This window comes from Lentzea albidocapillata subsp. violacea (genome assembly GCF_900100275.1).
Classification (GTDB): domain Bacteria; phylum Actinomycetota; class Actinomycetes; order Mycobacteriales; family Pseudonocardiaceae; genus Lentzea; species Lentzea violacea.
Genome location: NZ_FNET01000005.1, coordinates 394,793 through 413,937, shown reverse-complemented (window position 1 = coordinate 413,937; position 19,145 = coordinate 394,793). Strand labels below are relative to the sequence as shown.

Annotated in this window: 21 protein-coding genes; 8 read left to right on the top strand and 13 right to left on the bottom strand. The window is 67.4% G+C overall.

The features are described from left to right. Window positions 1–22: 22 nt before the first annotated feature. The 7 genes from BLR21_RS14990 to BLR21_RS14960 all read right to left on the bottom strand — a co-directional run bounded on the left by BLR21_RS14990 (window position 23) and on the right by BLR21_RS14960 (window position 7,033). Window positions 23–493 carry a hypothetical protein gene (locus tag BLR21_RS14990; protein WP_090006415.1) on the bottom strand — a complete coding sequence of 157 codons (471 nt, stop codon included), beginning with the start codon at window positions 491–493 and terminating at the stop codon, window positions 23–25. A gap of 66 nt (window positions 494–559) precedes the next feature. Then, window positions 560–1,690, bottom strand: coding sequence for a hypothetical protein (locus BLR21_RS14985; RefSeq protein ID WP_090006414.1), 1,131 nt, complete (start codon window positions 1,688–1,690; stop codon window positions 560–562). Beyond that, complete coding sequence (locus BLR21_RS14980) at window positions 1,684–2,943, bottom strand: glucarate dehydratase family protein (RefSeq protein WP_090006413.1); 1,260 nt, start codon at window positions 2,941–2,943, stop codon at window positions 1,684–1,686. The genes BLR21_RS14985 and BLR21_RS14980 overlap by 7 nt, the downstream gene beginning before the upstream one ends. A 13-nt stretch (window positions 2,944–2,956) precedes the next feature. Next, window positions 2,957–3,859: a 5-dehydro-4-deoxyglucarate dehydratase gene (locus tag BLR21_RS14975; RefSeq protein WP_090006412.1), complete on the bottom strand. Its 903-nt coding sequence runs from the start codon at window positions 3,857–3,859 to the stop codon at window positions 2,957–2,959. Window positions 3,860–3,867: 8 nt separating this feature from the next. Continuing rightward, the gene (locus tag BLR21_RS14970) at window positions 3,868–4,749 is read right to left on the bottom strand and encodes a carbohydrate ABC transporter permease (RefSeq protein ID WP_090006411.1); all 882 of its coding nucleotides are present in this window, start codon (window positions 4,747–4,749) and stop codon (window positions 3,868–3,870) included. Next, a complete protein-coding gene (locus tag BLR21_RS14965) occupies window positions 4,746–5,717 on the bottom strand; it encodes a carbohydrate ABC transporter permease (RefSeq protein ID WP_218130870.1) in 972 nt (323 codons plus the stop codon). Before BLR21_RS14965 ends, BLR21_RS14970 begins: the two co-directional genes overlap by 4 nt. Further along, complete coding sequence (locus BLR21_RS14960) at window positions 5,714–7,033, bottom strand: sugar ABC transporter substrate-binding protein (RefSeq protein ID WP_090006410.1); 1,320 nt, start codon at window positions 7,031–7,033, stop codon at window positions 5,714–5,716. Before BLR21_RS14960 ends, BLR21_RS14965 begins: the two co-directional genes overlap by 4 nt. A 124-nt stretch (window positions 7,034–7,157) precedes the next feature. On the opposite strand from BLR21_RS14960, the gene BLR21_RS14955 reads away from it, so the two are divergent. The 4 genes from BLR21_RS14955 (at window position 7,158) to BLR21_RS14940 (ending at window position 10,962) form a co-directional block, all read left to right on the top strand. Beyond that, on the top strand, window positions 7,158–7,946 hold the full coding sequence (locus tag BLR21_RS14955; protein WP_256334686.1) for an IclR family transcriptional regulator: 789 nt from the start codon (window positions 7,158–7,160) through the stop codon (window positions 7,944–7,946). Between the two features lie 42 nt (window positions 7,947–7,988). After that, the gene (locus BLR21_RS14950; protein WP_090006409.1) at window positions 7,989–8,813 is read left to right on the top strand and encodes an NAD-dependent epimerase/dehydratase family protein; all 825 of its coding nucleotides are present in this window, start codon (window positions 7,989–7,991) and stop codon (window positions 8,811–8,813) included. Then, entirely contained in the window at window positions 8,810–10,312 is a 1,503-nt protein-coding gene (locus tag BLR21_RS14945) for an aldehyde dehydrogenase (NADP(+)) (protein ID WP_090006408.1), read from the top strand. Before BLR21_RS14950 ends, BLR21_RS14945 begins: the two co-directional genes overlap by 4 nt. 68 nt (window positions 10,313–10,380) lie before the next feature. Continuing rightward, a complete protein-coding gene (locus BLR21_RS14940) occupies window positions 10,381–10,962 on the top strand; it encodes a class I SAM-dependent methyltransferase (RefSeq protein ID WP_090006407.1) in 582 nt (193 codons plus the stop codon). Between the two features lie 25 nt (window positions 10,963–10,987). On the opposite strand, the gene cpt is transcribed toward BLR21_RS14940, so the two are convergent. Both cpt and BLR21_RS14930 read right to left on the bottom strand, forming a co-directional pair. After that, window positions 10,988–11,545, bottom strand: coding sequence for a chloramphenicol phosphotransferase CPT (cpt, locus tag BLR21_RS14935; RefSeq protein ID WP_256334685.1), 558 nt, complete (start codon window positions 11,543–11,545; stop codon window positions 10,988–10,990). A gap of 253 nt (window positions 11,546–11,798) precedes the next feature. After that, complete coding sequence (locus BLR21_RS14930; protein WP_090006405.1) at window positions 11,799–13,118, bottom strand: NAD(P)-binding domain-containing protein; 1,320 nt, start codon at window positions 13,116–13,118, stop codon at window positions 11,799–11,801. 274 nt (window positions 13,119–13,392) lie between these two features. On the opposite strand from BLR21_RS14930, the gene BLR21_RS14925 reads away from it, so the two are divergent. From BLR21_RS14925 to BLR21_RS14910, 4 genes are all read left to right on the top strand, one after another. Next, complete coding sequence (locus BLR21_RS14925; RefSeq protein WP_176929638.1) at window positions 13,393–14,067, top strand: hypothetical protein; 675 nt, start codon at window positions 13,393–13,395, stop codon at window positions 14,065–14,067. A 10-nt stretch (window positions 14,068–14,077) separates the two neighbouring features. Beyond that, a complete protein-coding gene (locus BLR21_RS14920; RefSeq protein WP_090006404.1) occupies window positions 14,078–15,256 on the top strand; it encodes an RtcB family protein in 1,179 nt (392 codons plus the stop codon). A 74-nt stretch (window positions 15,257–15,330) separates the two neighbouring features. Further along, on the top strand, window positions 15,331–15,915 hold the full coding sequence (locus BLR21_RS14915; protein WP_090006403.1) for a hypothetical protein: 585 nt from the start codon (window positions 15,331–15,333) through the stop codon (window positions 15,913–15,915). Beyond that, on the top strand, window positions 15,908–16,324 hold the full coding sequence (locus BLR21_RS14910) for a hypothetical protein (RefSeq protein WP_090006402.1): 417 nt from the start codon (window positions 15,908–15,910) through the stop codon (window positions 16,322–16,324). Before BLR21_RS14915 ends, BLR21_RS14910 begins: the two co-directional genes overlap by 8 nt. A gap of 59 nt (window positions 16,325–16,383) precedes the next feature. Here BLR21_RS14910 and BLR21_RS14905 read toward each other — a convergent pair whose 3' ends face one another. The 4 genes from BLR21_RS14905 to BLR21_RS14890 form a co-directional block, all read right to left on the bottom strand. Beyond that, window positions 16,384–16,725 carry a hypothetical protein gene (locus BLR21_RS14905; RefSeq protein ID WP_090006401.1) on the bottom strand — a complete coding sequence of 114 codons (342 nt, stop codon included), beginning with the start codon at window positions 16,723–16,725 and terminating at the stop codon, window positions 16,384–16,386. A 153-nt stretch (window positions 16,726–16,878) separates the two neighbouring features. Next, window positions 16,879–17,094, bottom strand: a complete 216-nt coding sequence (locus BLR21_RS14900) for a hypothetical protein (RefSeq protein WP_090006400.1) — start codon at window positions 17,092–17,094, stop codon at window positions 16,879–16,881. A 424-nt stretch (window positions 17,095–17,518) separates the two neighbouring features. Continuing rightward, a complete protein-coding gene (locus BLR21_RS14895) occupies window positions 17,519–18,286 on the bottom strand; it encodes a GntR family transcriptional regulator (protein ID WP_090006399.1) in 768 nt (255 codons plus the stop codon). Between the two features lie 31 nt (window positions 18,287–18,317). Further along, window positions 18,318–19,103 carry a glutamate ABC transporter substrate-binding protein gene (locus BLR21_RS14890; RefSeq protein WP_256334684.1) on the bottom strand — a complete coding sequence of 262 codons (786 nt, stop codon included), beginning with the start codon at window positions 19,101–19,103 and terminating at the stop codon, window positions 18,318–18,320. Window positions 19,104–19,145: the final 42 nt, after the last annotated feature.

Genomic DNA, 19,145 nt, shown 5'->3' with positions numbered 1-19,145 from the left:
CGGGCACCGTGGGGAGGAAGGTCTACTTCTGTTCCTGCCGCGACGTCAGCACGACCGTGCGCTCACCAAGGGGCTCGGACAGCTGCACCGTCAACGGAGGGAAGCGGATGTCCATAGTGCACATCTCCTTGGTCAGCGGCAGCGTCTCGAGCAGTTCGATCTTCACGGTGGAAGCGTTCTGCTCCAGCACGGACGCGCTCGCCTTGCCACATCCGCCCTCTTGGGCCACGACTCCGACGGTCTTCCCGTCGCCCTGTGTCCACACGGTGCGCGGCTGATCGGGCGGCAGCGCCGTGGTGTCGAGCTTCGTCACGGGTTTGCCGTCCGGCGGCACTTCTCCGGGGGCGACGTTCGGGGGCACCTCGGAGGTCGAGGTGGCGGTCGGCAACTCCTGACCGCCACCTGCCCCGGCGCCCGCGTTCTGCGCGCTGCCACAGGCCGAGATGACCAGCAGCAGGACGCCAGTGCCAACTACGGTTCCTATGTGCCTCATGTGAAGAGGACGGAACCGCGCTCACAACGGGTTGCAGCAACTTCTCTCAGGAACTTCTCTTCACAGTTAGCGGCTAACGGCGGTTACAGCCTCTCGCAAAGCTTCCAACCGTGCCGCGGACGCGAGACCACCGTGGTAGAGGTGGAACTCCTCCACGCCGGCGTCCACGTACGCGAGCCACTCCTTCGACAACGCCGCACCGTCGGCCGGTTTCGGCGGCAACCCCAGCACGTACGCGGCGATCCGCGTGTCCGGGGCGGCAGCACGAAGGGCCTCGATGCCGGGAACCGCGATCTCCGGTCCGGGCCAGCACATCGTCGTCAGGACATCGACGTCGGCGTCGACACCACCGGCCACGGTCGCGAACGGCCCGGTGCCCCAAGGGTCCGCCGTCACGTGCATGCCGACCCGGATCGAGGGCGCGGCAGCGCGAATCTCGGACACCAGCCTCTGCCGCAACGACCGCACCACGCCGGTGCGCACCGCTTGAACGTCTTCCGCGAGCGCGCCCAGCGCCTCCTCGACGCTGGACGCCCCGCGATCGACCCCGGCCCGGACCGCTTCACGCAGGGCATCCGGGTCGGCGTACAGGGCGGTGCAGGCAGAGCAGAAGCACAGCGACAACAGCTTCTGCTGCACCGCGTTCCAATCCGTGCCGTCGGTCTTCTCGTGGTGCCCGCCGTGGAAGAACCCCAGCGGCCCGCAGGCCTCCAGGATGATCCCGTCCGGCGCGCCGAGCTCCAGCACCTCGGACACCAGCACCGAGGTGTACTCGACGACGTCGGGCTGCGCGGTGCACAACGCGTACGGGTAGCGGTCCCCGAACGCGTTCACCACGGTCACATCGGGGTGCAGGTCACCGAGGCGCGAGTTGTGCGTCAGCACGGTCCACGCGTACACCGGCAGACCGGCGGCACGGACCAGAGCCGCGGCCGCGCCGAACGAGCCGGAACCGTCCACCCAGGACGGTTCCGCAGGCACGAGCCGGCCGTACTTAGCCGAACGCACCGGCAGGTAGAACGCCGCGTGCCGCGCATCGACCATCCGATGCGACGGATGAAGCGGCGTCGCCGCCCGCACCGTGTGATACGACGCCGCGAGGGCGATCGCGTCGATCCCGAGGTCCTGATACCGCGCGACGGCGTCAGGGTCTCCGATCAGGTCCCACGGATAGGCGTGGACAACCGACTTCACCACCGGGGGCGCTTCCTCTCGTAACTCGGGTCGAACTTCTGCATGTAGCCCGTGTCGTCGCGAGCCGTGATGCCGCACCGAACGTAGTTCTCGGCCATGCGCGCCAACGCGTCACGATCCAGCGACACACCGAGTCCCGGCGTCACGGGAACCTGCAACGCCCCATCCACAAAGGACAGCACACCCGGTTCCACGACCTCGTCCTGAGCGTTCCAGGGGTAGTGCGTGTCGCAGGCGTAGTTCAGGTTCGGCGTCGCCGCGGCCAGGTGCGTCATCGCGGCCAGCGAGATGCCGAGGTGCGAGTTCGAGTGCATCGACAGGCCGATGCCGAACGTCTGGCAGATCATCCCCAGCTGACGCGACCGCTGCAGTCCGCCCCAGTAGTGGTGGTCGGACAGCAGCACCTGCACGGCGTCCTGTTCCACGGACGGCTTGAGGTGCTCGAACGCGACCACGCACATGTTGGTGGCCAACGGCATCGGTGCCTTCGCGGCCACCTCCGCCATCCCGGAGATCTCCGGCGTCGGATCCTCCAGGTACTCCAGCACGCCGTCGAGCTCCGCCGCGACCTTCAGCGACGTCGCCGTCGACCAGGCCGCGTTCGGGTCCAGCCGCAGCGGGTGGTCCGGGAACGCCTCGCGCAGAGCGCGGATCGCCTCGATCTCCTGCTCCGGCGGGAAGACACCGCCCTTGAGCTTGATCGACCCGAAGCCGTACCGCTCGATCATCCCGGCGGCCTGGGCCACGATGCCGGCGGGGTCGACCGCCTCGCCCCACTCGTCCGGCTCGGCGCCGGGATGCCCGTCCCACTTGTAGAACAGGTAGGCCGAATACGGCACGGCGGAACGGACCGCGCCACCCAGCAGGTCGTGCACCGGGCGTCCCAGCGCCTTGCCCTGGATGTCCAGGCACGCGACCTCGAACGGTGAGTACACGCGGTCGACGGTGCTCTCCGCCGTGATCTTGCCGGTCAGGCCGTGCTTGTCCGGCCCCGCCTTGCCGCCGAGCACGGCGGCGACCCGCGCGTGCATCTCGTTCAACGCGAAGACGTCAAGGCCGATCAAAGTGTCCACAACGGACCGCGAGCGCTCCAGGTGCCCGAGGTCGCCGTAGGTCTCCCCCAGCCCCGAAATGCCTTCGTCGGTGTGCACCTCGACGATCGTGCGCAGCGCCCACGGCTCGTGCACGCCGGCCGAGTTGAGCAGCGGCGGGTCCCGGAACGCGATCGGTGTCAGGACAATCTCGGTGATCTTCATGCCGAACGCCCTCTCAGCTCAGCAGGGCCTTGCCCGCGGCGATGATCTTGTCGAGCGCGGCCACGTGCTCGTCGAGCGGGTCGATCAACGGCGGCCGCACGCCGCCGACCTCGAGACCGTTCGCGCGCACCGCGGCCTTCACCAGAGAGACCGCGTAGCCGGGAACCTTGTCGCGCAGCTCGACCAGTGGCTTGTAGAACTCGAAGAGGAACCGGTTCACGAGCTCGGTGTCGCCGGACTGCACGGCGTTGTAGAAGCCGAGCGAGATCTCCGGCGCGAAGCAGAACACCGCCGACGAGTAGAGCTCGACGCCGATGGCCCGGTACGCGAGCTGCGTCATCTCCGCGGTCGGCAGGCCGTTGAAGAACTGGAACGGCTTGTCAACGTTGGCACGGACGGACAGCACGATCCGCTGCATCTGGTCGAGGTCGCCGAGGCCGTCCTTCAGGCCCACGACGTTCGGGATGCGCGCGACCTCGATCGCGGTCTCCGGCGTGAACCGCGCGTTGTTGCGCTGGTACACGATGATCGGCAGTTCGGTGGCACCGGCGACCTCGGCCACGTACCGCACGAGACCGGCGGCCGGGTTGGACACCAGGTACGGCGGCAGCAGCAGGATGCCGTTGGCACCAGCGCGTTCCGCCGCCTGCACGAACTGCTTGGTCGCCGCGACCGAACCGCCCGCTCCGGCGAAGACCGGCACCTTGCCCGCGGTCGCCTCGACCGCGACCGCCACCGCGCGCTCGAACTCACCCAGCTCCAACGCGTGGAACTCGCCGGTGCCGCAGGCGGCGAACACCGCGCCCGGCCCGGCGGAGACACCGTGCTTGACGTGCTCGGCGAGCACGTCGTACGCGATGTTCCCCTCGCTGTCGAACGGGGTCACCGGAAAGAACAGCACACCATCGAGTTGCATAACCAGACTCATCCCTTGATCGCTCCGGTGGTGATCCCACGCAGGAAGGACTTCTGCAGCGACAGGTACACGACCAAGCTCGGTACCAGCGCCAGCAACGCACCGGCCAGCACGATGCCCGTTCCGACCATGTCGTCGGATCGAAGCGCGAGGAGTGCGACCGTGAGCGTGTAATCGGAGGGGTCAGCGGCGACGATCAGGGGGAGCAGGTACTGCTCCCAAATCATGTTGAAGCCGAACACGGCGATGACACCGAGCGCGGGCTTGCACAGCGGGAGAATGATCTGCGCGAAGAGGCGCAGCTCTCCGGCACCGTCCACTTTGGCCGCCTCCTCCAGTTCGTTGGGGATCTCCTTCATGAACTCCGTCATGACGAAGATGGAGAAACCCCAAGCCCCCAACGGGAGGATGACGCCGAGCAGGGTGCCCTTGAGACTCACGTGCACCAGAGGCAGGTCTCCGATCACCAGCGACAGCGGGATCGCGATGACCTCCTCAGGCAACATCATCGTGGCAAGAATGACCAACAGGGCGATGGCCTGACCGCGAAACTTCTTGCGCGCCAACGCGTATGCGGCGAAAACGCTCACCGACAGCTGCAGCAGCAGCGCACCACCGGCGATGATCAACGAGTTCATCAGGTAGCGCCAGATCTTGTTCTCCGCCGCGACCTGGAAGTTGATCAGCGACGGGTTCTCCGGGATCACCGACAGCTTGGTCGGGTCCGGGTTGTGGTCGAACGCGCCGGAGAAGATGACCAGCAGCGGACCGCAGAAAAGGATTACAGCGAGGGCACTGAAAAGGAACCGGATGCCCCTGCTGAGCCACGCGTCCGGGCGGGCGGACCAGCCGATGGCGCTGTCGAAGCGGCTTGAGTTGACAGTGCTCATCGCGCTTCCCTCCTGCGGCGGTACCACTGCACGCTGACCGTCAAAATCAAGGTAACCAGGAACAAGAGCACGGAACCAGCGGATGCGAGTCCGGCTTCGGACTGTTCGAACGCCGTGGTGTAGACGCGGGTCATCCACACGTCGGTCGACCCGGCGGGACCACCGCCGGTGAGCACGTACACCTCGGTGAAGACGCGCAGGCCGCGGATCGCCGCCAGCGTCAGCAGGATCGTGATGACGGGCCGCAGCGCGGGGAGCGTGACGTTCCAGATCCGTTGCGGTGTCGTGGCTCCGTCGATCGCGGCGGCCTCGTACTGCTGGCGGTCGATGCCCGCGAGCCCGGCGAGGATCAGCACCATGTCGTACGGCGCGTGCTTCCAGATGCCGACGAACATGACCGACACCAGCGAGGTGTCCGTGCTGTGGATGTACTCCCAGGGCCCGAGGCCGACCCACGAGATGAGCTCGTTGAGGAAGCCTTCTGGCGCCGGGTAGAAGAACAACCGCCAGATCTCACCGATGACCGCGGTGGCCGCCACGACGGGCAGGAACACCGCGGACCGCACGAACCACAACGACTTGGTGTGGCCTTCCAGCAGCAACGCCAGGAAGAAGCCGATCACCATCGCGCCGACCGTCTGACCGCCGGCCAGCACGAGGGTGTGCCAGCTGGCGGTCAGGAACTTCTCGTCCTGCAGGATCGTCGCGTAGTTCTTGAAGCCGACGAAGATGTCGCCGAGGAACGGCCGGACCTCGAACAGCGAGAGCCGGATGCCCTCCGCCATCGGGATGAACTTGAAGACCAGGAAGATCAGCGCGGCGGGGAAGAGAAAGAGCCACGGGACGAAGGTGGCTCCCGTGAGGCGACGCCGGCGGCGCCGCCTCACGGGGTGGGTTTCGACGGCACCGCCGCCACTAGCCGTCGAGCCCACGTCTCGGGTGTCGCCGAGTGATTGAACAGCGGTCACTTCGACGCCTTCTGGTTCTCGAGTTCCTTCTTGAGCGCTTCCGCGAGCGTCTTCAGCTCGGCCGAGGAGTCAGCGGGGCACTTCGCGAAGATGGAGTTCAGGGTCTCCGAGGTCTTCTGCCGGAACGGCGCGAAGTTCGGAACGCTGGGGAACGGCCGCGCCTCGCTGGAGTACACGCCCGCCACGGTCGCCCAGCGCGGGTCCTTGTACGTCGCGTTGACGTCGACGGTCTTGTTCACGGGGAGGCGGACGACCGGCTGCGGGTCACCCTTCATGCCGGCCTGCTGCGCCTCGGGCGTGATCAGGTACTCGGCGAGCTTCTTCTGGTCGGCGGTCTTGGCGGAGCCGGCCATCTGGTAGATGTTCTCGCCCTCACCGAGCACCGTGGCGCCGGCCGGGCCCTTCGGGGACGCGACGACCTCGTACTTGTCCTTGCCGAGCGACTTGTCGAAGCGGCCGATCATGTACGGGCCGGTGAGGTAGATGCCGCTCTTGCCCGACTCGAACAGCGGGTGCGCGTCGTTCGTGCCGAGGGTCAGCGAGCCGGGCTGCATGACCTTGTCCTCGCAGAAGAGCTTGCGCAGCCGTTCGACGGCCTTGGTCGACTCCGGCGAGTCGATGCCGACGCGGAACTTGCCGTCGCCCTCGTCCTCGAGGATGTCGCCGCCGCCCTGCCAGATGTAGCTGGCCGCCCACCAGCCGAGGTAGCCGCGGTCGGTCGTGCCCGGCACCAGCATGCCGTAGGTGTCGTTCTGCCCGTTGCCGTCGGGGTCGTCGCGGGTGAAGGCCCTCGCGAGGTCGTCGAGCTCCTCCCACGTGGTGGGGATCGGCTTGCCGAGCTTCTCGCGCCAGTCCTTGCGGATCAGCGTGACCATCGCCTGGGTGGAGTAGGGAATGGCGTAGAACTTGCCGTCCGCGCCCTTCCCGTTGTTCCACGCGCGGTCGACGATGTCGCCGCTGCCCGCGACGTCGTTCTTGCTGACCTCGGTCGTCCAGCCCTGCTTGACGAAGTTGCCGAGCGAACCGGTGTCGGTGATGACGATGTCGGGGAGGTCCTTCGACGCGGCGCGCTGCTGCACCTGCTTGTCGAAGTCGTTGAAGATCGGCTTGTAGTCGACCTGCACACCGGTCTTCTCGGTGAACGACTTGAAGATCTTCGCGTAGACCTTCGCGGTTGCCTCCGTCGAGCGGGTCCACACCTCGAGGGGCTTGTTCGGGTCTTTGCTCGACGCGGCCGTGGTGCCACCGCTGCCGCAACCCGCGAGCAGCGCGGCCACGCCCAGCGTGGCAAGTGTTGTGGCAGTTCTACGGCGCATCGTCGGAGCCCTTCGTGTTCAGATACATGAACCTGGGTCGTACTTGTGAACCTGGTGCAGGACTGTAAGAATCGGCACAGCAACGTGTCAAGGGCAAGTTGCTTTCCTGTTACGAGGAGGCCAGGTGGCGTCGCCGATCGACAAGGGCACAGCTCGTCCGGGCGCGGTCAAGTCCGCCGACCGCACGGTGGAGCTGCTCGAAGTGCTGTCCGCGTCAGACCGCAGGCTGACGCTCACCGAGCTGCACCGCGAGCTCAGCTATCCCAAGTCCAGCCTCTACATGCTGTTGCAGACGCTCGTGGCGCGTGGCTGGGTGGAGGTCGACTCGGACAGGGGCACGTACGGCATCGGCGTGCGCGCGCTGCTCGTCGGTACGTCCTATTTGGACCACGACCCGGTGGTGCGCGCGGCGATCCGTGTGATGGAGCAGGTCCGCCAGGAGATCAACGAGACCGTGCACCTTGCCCGTTTGGACGGCGCGGACGTCGTCTACCTGGCGAGCCGCGAGTCCGAGCACCACCTGCGTGTCGTCTCGCGCGTCGGCCGCCGGCTGCCCGCGCACTCGACGTCGCTGGGCAAGGCCGTGCTCTCGACGCGCACGCCGGAGGAGGTCGACCTGATCCTCCCCCACGACCTGGCGCCGCTGACCCCGAAAACCGTGATCGATCGGGCGGCGTTGCACGAGCAGCTCGCCGGGTTCCGCAACGTCGGGTACGCCCACGAACGCGAGGAGAACACGCCCGGCCTGGGCTGTTTCGCGGTGGCGCTGCCATACCGCAATCCCGTGCTGGACGCCATGAGTTGCTCGGTCCCGCTGGGCAGACTGACTCCGGAGCACGAGCGGCAGGTCATCTCGGCCCTGCTCGACGCCGCCCGGACGATCACCGAGCTCCTCCGCCAGTTCGGTCGCTGAGATTTTGACAGAACACCTGAACAAGACGGAGGGGTCCAACCCGTGACCGCACGCATCCTGATCACCGGCGCCGGCGGCGGGGTGGGCACGCTCATGCGTACCCGCCTCGCCACTGAGGGCCGCGTCCTGAGGCTGCTGGACATCGCGGAACTGCCCGCGGCCGCCGACGGCGAGAACGTCGAGCTCGTCGAGGCGTCGGTGACCGACATGGCCGCGATGGAAGCCGCGATGAAGGACGTCGACGCGGTGATCCACCTCGGTGGTCACAGCCTCGAGGAGTCGTGGGACAAGATCCTGCGCGTCAACATCGACGGCACGCACACGCTGCTGGAGGCCGCGCGGCGGGCCGGCGTTCGCCGCGTCGTTCTGGCCAGCTCGAACCACGCCGTCGGCTACCTGGAGCGCGCCGACGGTGAGGCGGGCGACTACGCGTTCCCGCGCCCGGACACCTACTACGGCGTGTCCAAGGTGGCGCTGGAGGCGTTGGGGTCGCTGTACGCCGACCGCTACGGCATGGACGTGATCGCGATCCGCATCGGCTCGTGCTTCGAGAAGCCGCGTGACGTGCGAATGTTGTCGACGTGGATGTCACCGGACGACGGCGCGCGCCTGTTCGAGGCGTGTCTTTCCGCTCCGTCACCGGGATTCCGGATCGTGTGGGGCGTTTCCGGCAACAAGCGCGGCTGGTTCTCGCTGGACGAGGCCCGCGCGCTGGGTTACGAGCCGCAGGACGACTCCGAGGAGTACGCGGCCGCCGTGCTGGAGCAGCACGGCGAGCTCGACCCCTCGTCACCCGCGGCGAAGTACGTGGGCGGGGCCTGGTGCGGCCCCGATTTCGACACGGCAGTCAAGGAGGCAGGGCGTTGAGCCACGTCGTGCAGGGATACAACCCGCGCACCGGTCAGCCGTTCGGCGAACCGGTTGCGAAGACCCCCGACAGCGAGGTCGACCGCATCGCGTCAGCCGCGGCCGTCGCGTTCTCGGCGTGGTCGGTCGTTCCGGCGGCGGATCGTGCCGTGGTGCTGGAGAAGGTCGCGGACGCGCTGGACGCCGAGTCGGCGTTGCTCGTGGAGACGGCGGACGGCGAGACGGCGCTGGGCGCGCCGCGGCTGACGACCGAGCTCAAGCGCACGACGAACCAGCTGCGGCTGTTCGGCGAGGTGTTGCGCGAGGGCAGTTACGTCGAGGCCACTTTGGACACGGCGAACCCGGACATCATCCCGCCGCGCCCGGTGCTGCGGCGCGTTCTCCGTCCTTTGGGGACGGTCGCGGTGTTTTCCGCGTCGAACTTCCCGTTCGCGTTCTCGGTCGCCGGTGGTGACACGGCTTCCGCGCTGGCGTCCGGTTGTTCCGTTGTGGTGAAGGCACATTCGGCGCACCCGTCGACGTCGCGCGAGACCGCCCGGGTGGTGATCGACGCGCTGCGGAAGGCCGGTGCGCCCGAGGGCGTGTTCGGCATCGTGTACGGCACCGAGTCCGGTGTCGCGCTGGTGAAGCACTCCGCCGTGCGGGCCGTCGGTTTCACCGGCTCCACCGGTGGCGGCCGGGCGCTGTTCGACCTGGCGCAGGGCCGGCCGGACCCGATCCCGTTCTACGGCGAGCTCGGCAGCGTGAACCCGACGGTGATCCTGCCCGGCGCGGCCACCCCGGAGATCGCCGCCGGTTTCGCGCAGTCGCTGGTGATGGGTGTCGGGCAGTTCTGCACGAACCCAGGTCTGGTGTTCGCGCCGGAGTCGATCGTGGAGGCGCTGGGCGAGGCGGTCGCCGCCTCGTCGGGTGGCGCGATGCTGAACGAGCGGATGTGCGACTCCTACAAGGCGGGCACGGACGCGCTGGCCGCGTCGGACCTCGTCTCCGTCGTGTCGACGGGTGCCCGCCCGGACGAGGCGTGGGCCGTGGCACCGTTGCTGTTCAGCACGTCGGTGAAGGTGTTCGAGGAGAACCTCGAGAAGCTGACCGAGGAGCACTTCGGCCCGGCCGCGCTGGTCGTGACGTACTCGTCGCCGGAGGAGCTGCACTCGGTGCTCGCGAAGCTGCCGGGCACGCTGACCGGCACGGTGCACGCCGCCGAGTCGGACCACGCGCAGGCCGGTGAGGTCGCCGAGGTCCTGCGGCACGTGGCGGGCCGGATCATCTTCAACGCGTGGCCGACCGGTGTCGCGGTGGCGTGGGGTCAGCACCACGGTGGACCGTGGCCGTCGACGACGAACCCGCTGCACACGTCGGTGGGCGCCACGTCGATCCGCCGCTGGATCGCGCCGGTGACATACCAGTCGTGGCCGGACGCATTGCTGCCGGCGGAGTTGCAGGACGCGAACCCGCTCGGCATTCCGCGCCGGGTGGACGGTGTGCTCGGCGTGCACTGAGAGGACATCCGGATGACCGGGGCCGCTGACACGTGTCGGCGGCCCCGTTTTCGTTGGGAGGACTTGGGATGGTCGGTCGCTGGGCGTACAACTTCATGTACCGGACGTGGGCGCCGTGGGAGGGCGAAGCCCGTTCCGAACTCGTGGACCTGGTGACGTCGGGACGGATCGTGCCCGGCCGCGCGATCGACCTCGGGTGCGGCAGCGGGGCGAACTCGATCTTCCTCGCGGAGCACGGCTTCGACGTGACGGGCGTCGACTACTCCCCCGTCGGCCTGGCGAAGGCCCGGCGCGCGACCCCGCCGTCGTTGTCGATCGAGTGGCTACCCGGCGACCTGACCGCGACCTCGATCCCCGGGATCTCCGGGACGTTCGACCTGCTCGTCGACTACAGCGTGCTCGATGACCTGCGCGGACCCGCCCAGGACGCGATGGCGGCGACGGTTCACCGCCTGTCGCACCCCGGCTCGTTGTTCCTGATGTGGTGCTTCTACGACGAGATCCCGTGGTGGAAGCGCCGTGGCGGCCGGTTCCCCGGTCTCGCCGAGGGTGGCGAGCAGCGGCTGTTCGGGGCGTCGTTCGAGATCGAGCGGCTCGCCGAGCCCGCTCGCGGGAGCGGTTTCGCGTGCTTCCTGATGAGGCGCTCCTGATGAAGCGCTCCTGATCGGCGGCTGATCACTCAGTTGCCGATAGCGAGGCGACCCTCGCGGCGATCACCCTGGCGCACTCGACCGCCTCGGACTTCGCACTGTCGACCTCGACGTCGTACCTCATCCCGCGATGCACCAGCTCGGCCTGCGCCGCGGCCATCCCGGCGACCCGATCACCACGGGAAAGCTCCCGCCCGGCGGCGACGGCGGCATCACACCGCACCCCGACCCACACCACGTCCAGCCCGTCGAGCGCCTTCTCCCACCGACGCCGAGACTCGACGCCACCGAGGAACACGTCGTCCACGATCACCCGCGCCCCCGCGCGCACCATCGAGGCGACCCCGGCCATCCACGCGTCCTCCAGCATCCGGAACTCGGCTCCGACGCTGACCTCGCCGTCACCCGCGAACCCGATCCCCTCCGAACCGAGCCGCAACCGCGCGGGCATCACGTCGATCAACGTGTCGACCCCGATCGCCAGCCACGCCTGCGGCAACACCGCCTGCAGACACCTCGCGATCCCCGACTTGCCCGAGCTGGACCCACCGTTGAGAACGATCACCTGAGTACTCGCCGACACACCCCGACCGTACCCAGACGACCTCGTCCTCATCGCTCATTTCCCACCCGCTACCACCTTGGCAATGGGTCTTTTGACGACGTCCTCAAAAGACCCATTGCTAAGGTGCAGCTCACGGCACTTCCGCTAACTGATATATCGCATATCGCGAACGCCGGATGCAAAAAACGTTTGCGGACGAAGTCAAAAGACTCATTGCAAAGATCCACATCACCAGGGCGGCGCAGGCCCTACGGCGGCGTGGCCGGAGCAGTCAGCGGCGGGCGGCGCCGACTCGCCGTTCCTGCTGCAACTCCCGCTGATACCCGAGGAAGTCGACCTCCAGAGTGTGCCGCTTCGACTTCACGTACCGGCGCCGCAGCCTCTCCCGGTATGCGGTGATCTCGGCCTTCATCTCCGGCACCGGAGGCAGCACCCCGCGCCCGGAGATCAGGTCGGCGACCCACTCCGACTGGGCCTCGGCCAGCGGCATGATCGCCCCCAGCGGCTGGATCAGCCCGAGGAAGTACAGCCCGGGATGTGCCGGATCCACGACCCGCCGATAGAGCGACACGTCGTTGTCGGCAGACGACACCGCGGGGAACTCGGCGGCGGAGAGGAACGGGAACTCCACCTTGTAACCAGTGCAGTAGACGATCATGTCGACGTCCTCGCGCGACCCGTCGGCGAACACGACGCCGGACCCGTCCAGCCGCGTCAGGTTCGGCTTCACGGTGATGTCGCCGTGCCCGAGCCGGGTGAGCAGGTCGTCGGACACCGTCGGATGCGCGGCGAGGATGCCGTGCGACGGTTCGGGCAGGCCGTAGTCGGAGAGCTTGCCTCGCGCCAGCCGAAGCATCATCCGCACGGACAGCGCCTGCAGCCACGCTGGTGCGAAGCGGGCGAGCGGCGAGGTGGTCAGGTGGTCGGTGGGCATACCGAAGAGGTACTTGGGCATGATGTGCGCTCCGCGGCGCATGGCCAGGAACGTCCGCGACGAGACGCGCGATGTCTCGACCGCGATGTCGCAGGCCGAGTTGCCGATGCCGAGGACCAGCACCTTCTTGTCCGCGAATCGTTCGGGCGTCTTGTAGAAGTGCGCGTGCATCTGTTCGCCGTCGAACGAGCCGGGGAACGCGGGCTCAGGCATCCGCGGCGACCAGTGGTGCCCGTTCGCGACGATTACCGAACGGTAGACACCCGACATCTCCTCGCCCGTGTCGCGATCGCGCGTCGTGACGGAATAGCCGCCCGGCGCGACGGAAACGGACGTGACCTCGGTCCGGAAGCGGATGCGGTCGCGGAACCCGTGGTGCTTCACGAAGTCGTCGAAGTACTCGGCGATCTGGAAGTGGGAGGGATACGCGGGCAGCCGCGCGGGCATCGGGAAGGACTTGAACTCCATCATCTGCCGCGAGGTGTTGATGTGGAGGGACCGGTAGGCCGAGGACATGCCGTTGTCGTTGAGGTAGCGCCAGTTGCCGCCGACCTCCGACCCGGTCTCGAAGCAGTCGAACTCGATGCCGCGGGCGCCGAGCACCTGACAAGCGGCGATGCCGGACGACCCCGCCCCGATGACGCACACGCGTTCCATGCGACCGAAGTATTTTCACGTTCGAGGCGGCTGTCAATCACCGGACACGGTCGGAATCGGACAAAGATGTCAGTCCGGCGAGTCGACGTTCGTGAGCAGGCCGACGAGCTGCGCACGAAGATCGGACTCTGCGGCCAGTACGCGGCGGCCGACCTCACGGGCCGAGAACTCCGACATGGCCGGCAGGCTCTACCACTATCAACACAAACGCGCGGTAGCCCGCTGAGTGGAACGGGGTGTGCCAGACCGGGTCGCGCCCAATACGTTGTGGCCCATGCGAAATCTTCTCGTGGCAGTCACGTCGGTACTGGCGTTCGCGGTCTCCACCGGCACGGCGGCGGGCGCGCCGCTGCCGTGCCCGGAGATCTTCGCGACGAACAACACCGCGATCATCACCGACCCCGCCGACCCGCGGTTGCGAGACCGACTGGTGCGGTTCGACCGCGAGGTGCGCGGCATTGTGCGCGCCAACGGCGGCCTCACCACCCGTTCGACTCTGCTCGACGGCGTGTTCTGGTCGAGCGAACTGCAGCAGACGACGTTCGAGCGGTCCCGCAAGTTCGACGTCACCCTCGACGAGGAAAGCCTGCGCCACACCGCGTCCACGATCAGCAAGCAGTTCCGGCAGGAGTCGGTGCTCACGTTCCGCTTCCTGCCCGCGAACTCGCCGAAGGTCGACGCCGTCCAGGTCGAGGTCGACGGAATCACCGCGACGCAGGTCCGCGAAGGCCTTCTCGAGGACGCGGTCGCGCGCGAGAAGCTCGGCGGTGGCAGCGTCACGTTGCACAACAAGGCGATCCTCATCGCGGACGTCGACGACCTGCCGACTGTGCGGGCGTTCGTCACCGGCATCGGCGGCGACATCCGCAAGGCGAAGGTGCGCAAGGGCACCTGGGAGTTCGTCAGCGCGGAGGAAACTCCTTTGTGGAACAAGCAAAACGCGGCCTAACCTCGTAGTCATGGCAGCAACCGTGGTCCGCGGCCAGAACGTGGACATCCGAATGTGGACTCGACCGGACGAGGTCGAGGAGTTCGCCATGCGACAGCTCCAGAACATCTCCGCGCTGCCGTGGGCCGTGAAGCACATCGCGGTCATGCCCGACGTGCATTACGGAAAGGGCGCCACGGTGGGCTCGGTGATCGCGCTGCGCGACGCCGTCTCCCCCGCGGCGGTCGGCGTGGACATCGGCTGCGGCATGGCCGCCGTGCGCACCTCGCTCACGGCCAACGACCTGCCGGAGACCCTGCGCGGGTTGCGGTCCCGCATGGAGGCCGTGGTTCCCGTCGGTTTCGGCCAGCACAAGGCGACCGCGTTCACCGAGAGGGACGCGGCCGACTGGGGCACGTTCTGGAGGAAGTTCGACGACCTGACGCCGGCCGTGAAGGCGCGCGCCGACAAGGCGATGCACCAGATGGGCACGCTCGGCGGCGGCAACCACTTCCTCGAGGTCTGCCTCGACACCGACCAGCGGGTGTGGGTCATGCTGCACTCCGGATCGCGTGGCATCGGCAACGAGCTTGCGCAGCACCACATCGCGGTGGCGCGCACGCTCGCGCACAACGCCGAGCTGCCGGACCCGGACCTCGCCGTGTTCCTCGCGGGCACGACCGAGATGGCGGCGTACCGTCACGACCTGTACTGGGCTCAGGACTATGCGCGACGCAACCGCGCGGTGATGCTGCGCCTGGTCTGCGACGTGTTGCGCGCCGAGTTCCCGCAGATCGCGTTCGAGGAGCCGATCAGTTGCCACCATAACTATGTCTCGGAGGAGAACCACTTCGGCGAGGACGTGCTGGTGACGCGCAAGGGTGCGATCCGCGCCGGCCGTGGTGAGCTGGGCATCATCCCGGGTTCCATGGGCACCGGTTCGTACATCGTGCGCGGGCTCGGGAACCCCGACTCGTTCGAGTCGGCGTCACACGGCGCCGGCCGGAGGATGTCGCGCAACAAGGCCCGCAAGACGTTCACGACGCAGGATCTCGCCGCCCAGACAAGTGGTGTCGAGTGCCGCAAGGACTCCGGTGTGGTGGACGAGATTCCGGGCGCCTACAAGGACATCGACACCGTGATGGCAAACCAGTCCGACCTGGTCGAGGTGGTCGCCAAGCTCAAGCAGGTCGTTTGTATCAAGGGTTGATGTTTTCCCTTTGGTGCGTAGGGGAAAGCCTCCGGGACAGCAGAGTCTCTTTGCCTGTCTTGGAGGTTTTTTCCATGTCAACGGGCGCCATCATCGGCCTGGTGGTCGCGGTTCTCGTGGTGCTGGTGGTCCTCGCGTTCGTGCTGAGGCCCGCCATGCAGCGCAAGAAGCTGCGCGACCGCTTCGGCCCTGAATACGACCGCGCGGTCACCGAGAGCGACAGCAGAACGACCGCGGAGAAGGAACTCGCCGAGCGGGAGCACCGCCACAGCGAGTTCGACCTGAAGCCGCTTTCCCAGACGGCGCAGGAGAGTTATCGCCGGCACTGGGCGAACGTGCAGGCGAAGTTCGTCGACTCGCCGCAGAGCGCCATCGCTGACGCGGACCGGCTCGTGACGGATCTGATGTCCGAGCGCGGTTACCCCACCGAGGGATACGAGGCGCAGCTGAGCGTTCTGTCCGTCGAGCACGCGAAGACGCTGGAGCACTACCGCAAGGCACACGACATCTCGGAGCGCCAGGAGATCGGCGAGGCGAGCACCGAGGACCTGCGCACCGCGATGGTGCACTACCGCGAACTGTTCACCGACCTGCTCGAACACGGTGCGGCACCGCGCAAGGCCAGGGAAGCCGTGCGGAAGGAGAAGACCGATGTCTGAGACACCGACTCACTCCGCCGGGGCTCCCATTCCGGCTCGGCCGCAACAGACCGAGCGCACCCCGCAGCGCACCGACGCGCAACGAGCTGAGGCACAGCGGACTGACGGCCAGCGGGCAGACGTTCAGCATGCTGAAGCACAGCGCGGCGAACACGACCGCACCGAGCAGCGACCGTCCAGCAAGCTCGAGGACGAGTGGCAGGCGGTGCAGTACGAGTTCGTCGACGACCCGAAGTCGGCCGTCCGCAAGGCAGACGACCTCGTGACGCGCGCGCTCGAGGAACTGAACACCCGGCACCGTTCCCTCACCAAGCAGCTCGAGGGAAACAGTGATCCACAGACCGAGGACCTGCGACTGGCTCTCCACCGCTATCGGGAACTCTTCAAGTCGCTGGTCGCCGTCAAATAGTGCTGGAAGCCCCGGCGCCGTGGCCGTAACAGGTGGCGGCGCCGGCAGGCATGTCCGGATCAGCTGGGCAGCTCGCGGATCTCCATCTCGAGGACGTCGATCTCGTCGCTGATCGCCTCGTCCAGCATGTCGTCCAGCAACTTGCGGCACTCCGCCGACCCGCAACGCGGCAGTCCCGCGCCGAACCTCGGCACCTGCTCCCACCACACCGCCGGGTTGTTCCAGAACGATCCGGAACCCTGGTCGACGCCTTCGAGGCACCGCAGCCTCTGGTCGGTCGCCGGAAGAGCTCGCACGAACTCGATGAACAACGCGAGTGCGTCGGGATTGCTCACCGGGACCGCGCCGTAACCGCGCAGACAGTCCTCGAGTTCTGCGAGGAACTCCGCCTTGAAGGACACGGCACACCCCCGCTCCTCCGCACCGTTGCGGACGTCCTGAAGTTCGTGACAACAACAGTACCTCCGCTGCTCGGGCGGGAAACGAGTGCGAACGGGCGGTATCTTCCTGCGCCCTCACGGGGTCCGGTGACCCGCAGTCACGTCACCTGGTGGTCACGTTCCTTCGCGGGAGCCGTAATGTGACGCGCGGAAACCGTTGTCCAACTTGACGATCTGGTTCACGACAAGCTTGTCGACCGGGTCGGTGCCGGACGTGCCGCTCGCGCCGGCCCGGTCGAACGTCAGCCTCCCGGACGCGCCCGGAAAGTCACGCAAAGTGCGCAGCTTGTCGTAGACGTTTCTCGTGACGCCCCAACAGAGGTGTGCCACGCGACAACGCTGACGGCGCCATAAGCGAGCAGAACACATCCGTTGGGACCCAAAGGAATGCCGCTGCGCGCGTGCTTCTTCTGAGCGGCCTCGTAGATGGTGACAACTGTTGCGTCGGCTGGGGAATCGGCTCGCGGGCCGGCGTCCACGCGAACGTCGTGAAGCAGAGCCTGCCGTCGGCGAATCGTTTGACATCTTCCAGATCCGTGAAGTTCGTCGTCTCGCACTGCGCCGGGTCGTCGCCGCCGAACACCACCGGACCGGTTTCTCGCTCAGGACAACGCACCGCCTCCGTCCATCTTGGACATTCGCGTGCGTTCGCCCCGGCCTTGTCGAGATTGGCGGTGGGGTGTCGCGATAGCGGCGGCAGCGCCATGATCTTCAGACGCTCCGGGACCGCCGGTTCCATGCCGGATGAATCGCACTAGCGGTCCGCGTGAAGCCTCGCGACGAAGCTGAACCGGTCACCGCGGTAGAGCGATCGGGCGCGTTCGATCGGGTGGCCGTCGACGTCGTAGGAGACGCGGTGCAGCAGCAGCATGGGCAGCGCCGGGTTCGTGCCGATCAGCAGCGCCTCGCGAGGCGTGGCGAGCACCGTCTCGACACGTTCCTCCGCCTCGGCGAACCGCACGCCGAGCCGTTCGGTGAGGCACGCGTAGAGCGATCCGGCGGGGTCGAGCTTCTCCAGCAGGTCCGGAAAGCGGCCGAGGCTCAGGTAGGTCGACTCGAGGCCGATGCGTTCTTCGTCGGCGAGCAGGACGCGTTCGAGGTGCACGATCGGGTCGCCCGGTTCGAGCATCAGGTCGCGGGCCAGGCCGTCGTCGGCGCCCAGTTCCTCGACCGTGATCACCGTGCGGTTCGGCTCCACGCCTTGACGGCGCATGCCCTCGGTGTAGCTGACCAGCGACAACGGTTGCACGAGCTTGGGCGGCGCGACGAACGTGCCGCTGCCCTGACGGCGGATCAGCTTGCCTTCGAGCACGAGTTCGCTGACGGCCTGGCGCAACGTGACGCGCGACACGGAGAACCGTTCGGCGAGCTCGCGTTCGGACGGCAGGACGGTGCCTTCACCGAGGTTCTCGACGAGGTCGAACAGTTCGGCCTTGACCGCGTAGTAACGCGGGACTCGGCCGTGTTCTGGAATGCCCGCGCGAACGGGTCGATCAGCGCGGTGCGGCGGGACGCGGTTCACGTGGCGTGAGCCTACGTGACGCCCCGTGTGATCACGGGGCCAGCTTCGGCGGGTCGGGAATCTTGTAGCCGGAAGATCCGATGTTGACCTCGAGCGACTTGCGCCAGGCACCCGTGTCGATCATCTTCTGCATCGCGGCCTGGACCTTGGCCTTGCTGCTCGGGTCGTCGCGCTTCAGGCCGACGCCGTACTCCTCCTTGCTGAACGGGTCGCCGACGACCCGCAGGAGCTCCGGGTTCTGGGCGGCGTAGCCCGCGAGCAGCACGTCGTCGGTGGTGACGGCGTCGACGTTCTCCGCGAGCAGCGCCGTGACGCAGTCGCTGAACTTCGCGTACTCGACCATCTTCACGTCCTTCGCGAACTGGTCGCGGACGTACTCGGCGGACGTGGAGCCGGCGGTGGAGCACAGGCGGAGGCTGGCGTTGAGCGACTTCGGGCCCTCGATGCGGCTCTCGTTCATGCGGACCAGGAGGTCCTGGCCGGCGACGAAGTACGGGCCGACGAAGTCGACGATCTGCTTGCGCTTGTCCGTGATCGAGTAGGTGGAGACGACCATGTCGGCCTCACCGCTGGTCAGGAGCGTCTCCCGGTTGCCCGGCTGCGCTTCCCTCCAGGTGATGTTCTCCTCCGGGACGCCCAGTTCGTTCGCGATGTACTTGGCGACGTCGACGTCGAACCCGCGGTAGCTGCCGTCGAGCCTGCGCACCGCCAGTCCCGGCTGGTCGTACGACACGGCGATGACCATGCGGTCGCTCGAGCTGACCTTGCTGGCCATGCCGGACCCGTCGCCGCCGGCACACGAGGCGAGCAGGAGCACGGCCGCACATGTTGTCGCCACCAGGCGGAGAAGTGCTCTCGG

Excerpts from the sequence above, each read along its gene's own strand:
- BLR21_RS14910 (WP_090006402.1), top strand. The coding sequence starts at position 15,908 with ATGTCTGAGACACCGACTCACTCCGCCGGGGCTCCCATTCCGGCTCGG.
- BLR21_RS14990 (WP_090006415.1), bottom strand. The coding sequence starts at position 493 with ATGAGGCACATAGGAACCGTAGTTGGCACTGGCGTCCTGCTGCTGGTC.
- BLR21_RS14970 (WP_090006411.1), bottom strand. The coding sequence starts at position 4,749 with ATGAGCACTGTCAACTCAAGCCGCTTCGACAGCGCCATCGGCTGGTCC.
- BLR21_RS14940 (WP_090006407.1), top strand. The coding sequence starts at position 10,381 with ATGGTCGGTCGCTGGGCGTACAACTTCATGTACCGGACGTGGGCGCCG.
- BLR21_RS14930 (WP_090006405.1), bottom strand. The coding sequence starts at position 13,118 with ATGGAACGCGTGTGCGTCATCGGGGCGGGGTCGTCCGGCATCGCCGCT.
- BLR21_RS14980 (WP_090006413.1), bottom strand. The coding sequence starts at position 2,943 with ATGAAGATCACCGAGATTGTCCTGACACCGATCGCGTTCCGGGACCCG.
- BLR21_RS14975 (WP_090006412.1), bottom strand. The coding sequence starts at position 3,859 with ATGCAACTCGATGGTGTGCTGTTCTTTCCGGTGACCCCGTTCGACAGC.
- BLR21_RS14925 (WP_176929638.1), top strand. The coding sequence starts at position 13,393 with ATGCGAAATCTTCTCGTGGCAGTCACGTCGGTACTGGCGTTCGCGGTC.
- BLR21_RS14920 (WP_090006404.1), top strand. The coding sequence starts at position 14,078 with ATGGCAGCAACCGTGGTCCGCGGCCAGAACGTGGACATCCGAATGTGG.
- BLR21_RS14960 (WP_090006410.1), bottom strand. The coding sequence starts at position 7,033 with ATGCGCCGTAGAACTGCCACAACACTTGCCACGCTGGGCGTGGCCGCG.
- BLR21_RS14915 (WP_090006403.1), top strand. The coding sequence starts at position 15,331 with ATGTCAACGGGCGCCATCATCGGCCTGGTGGTCGCGGTTCTCGTGGTG.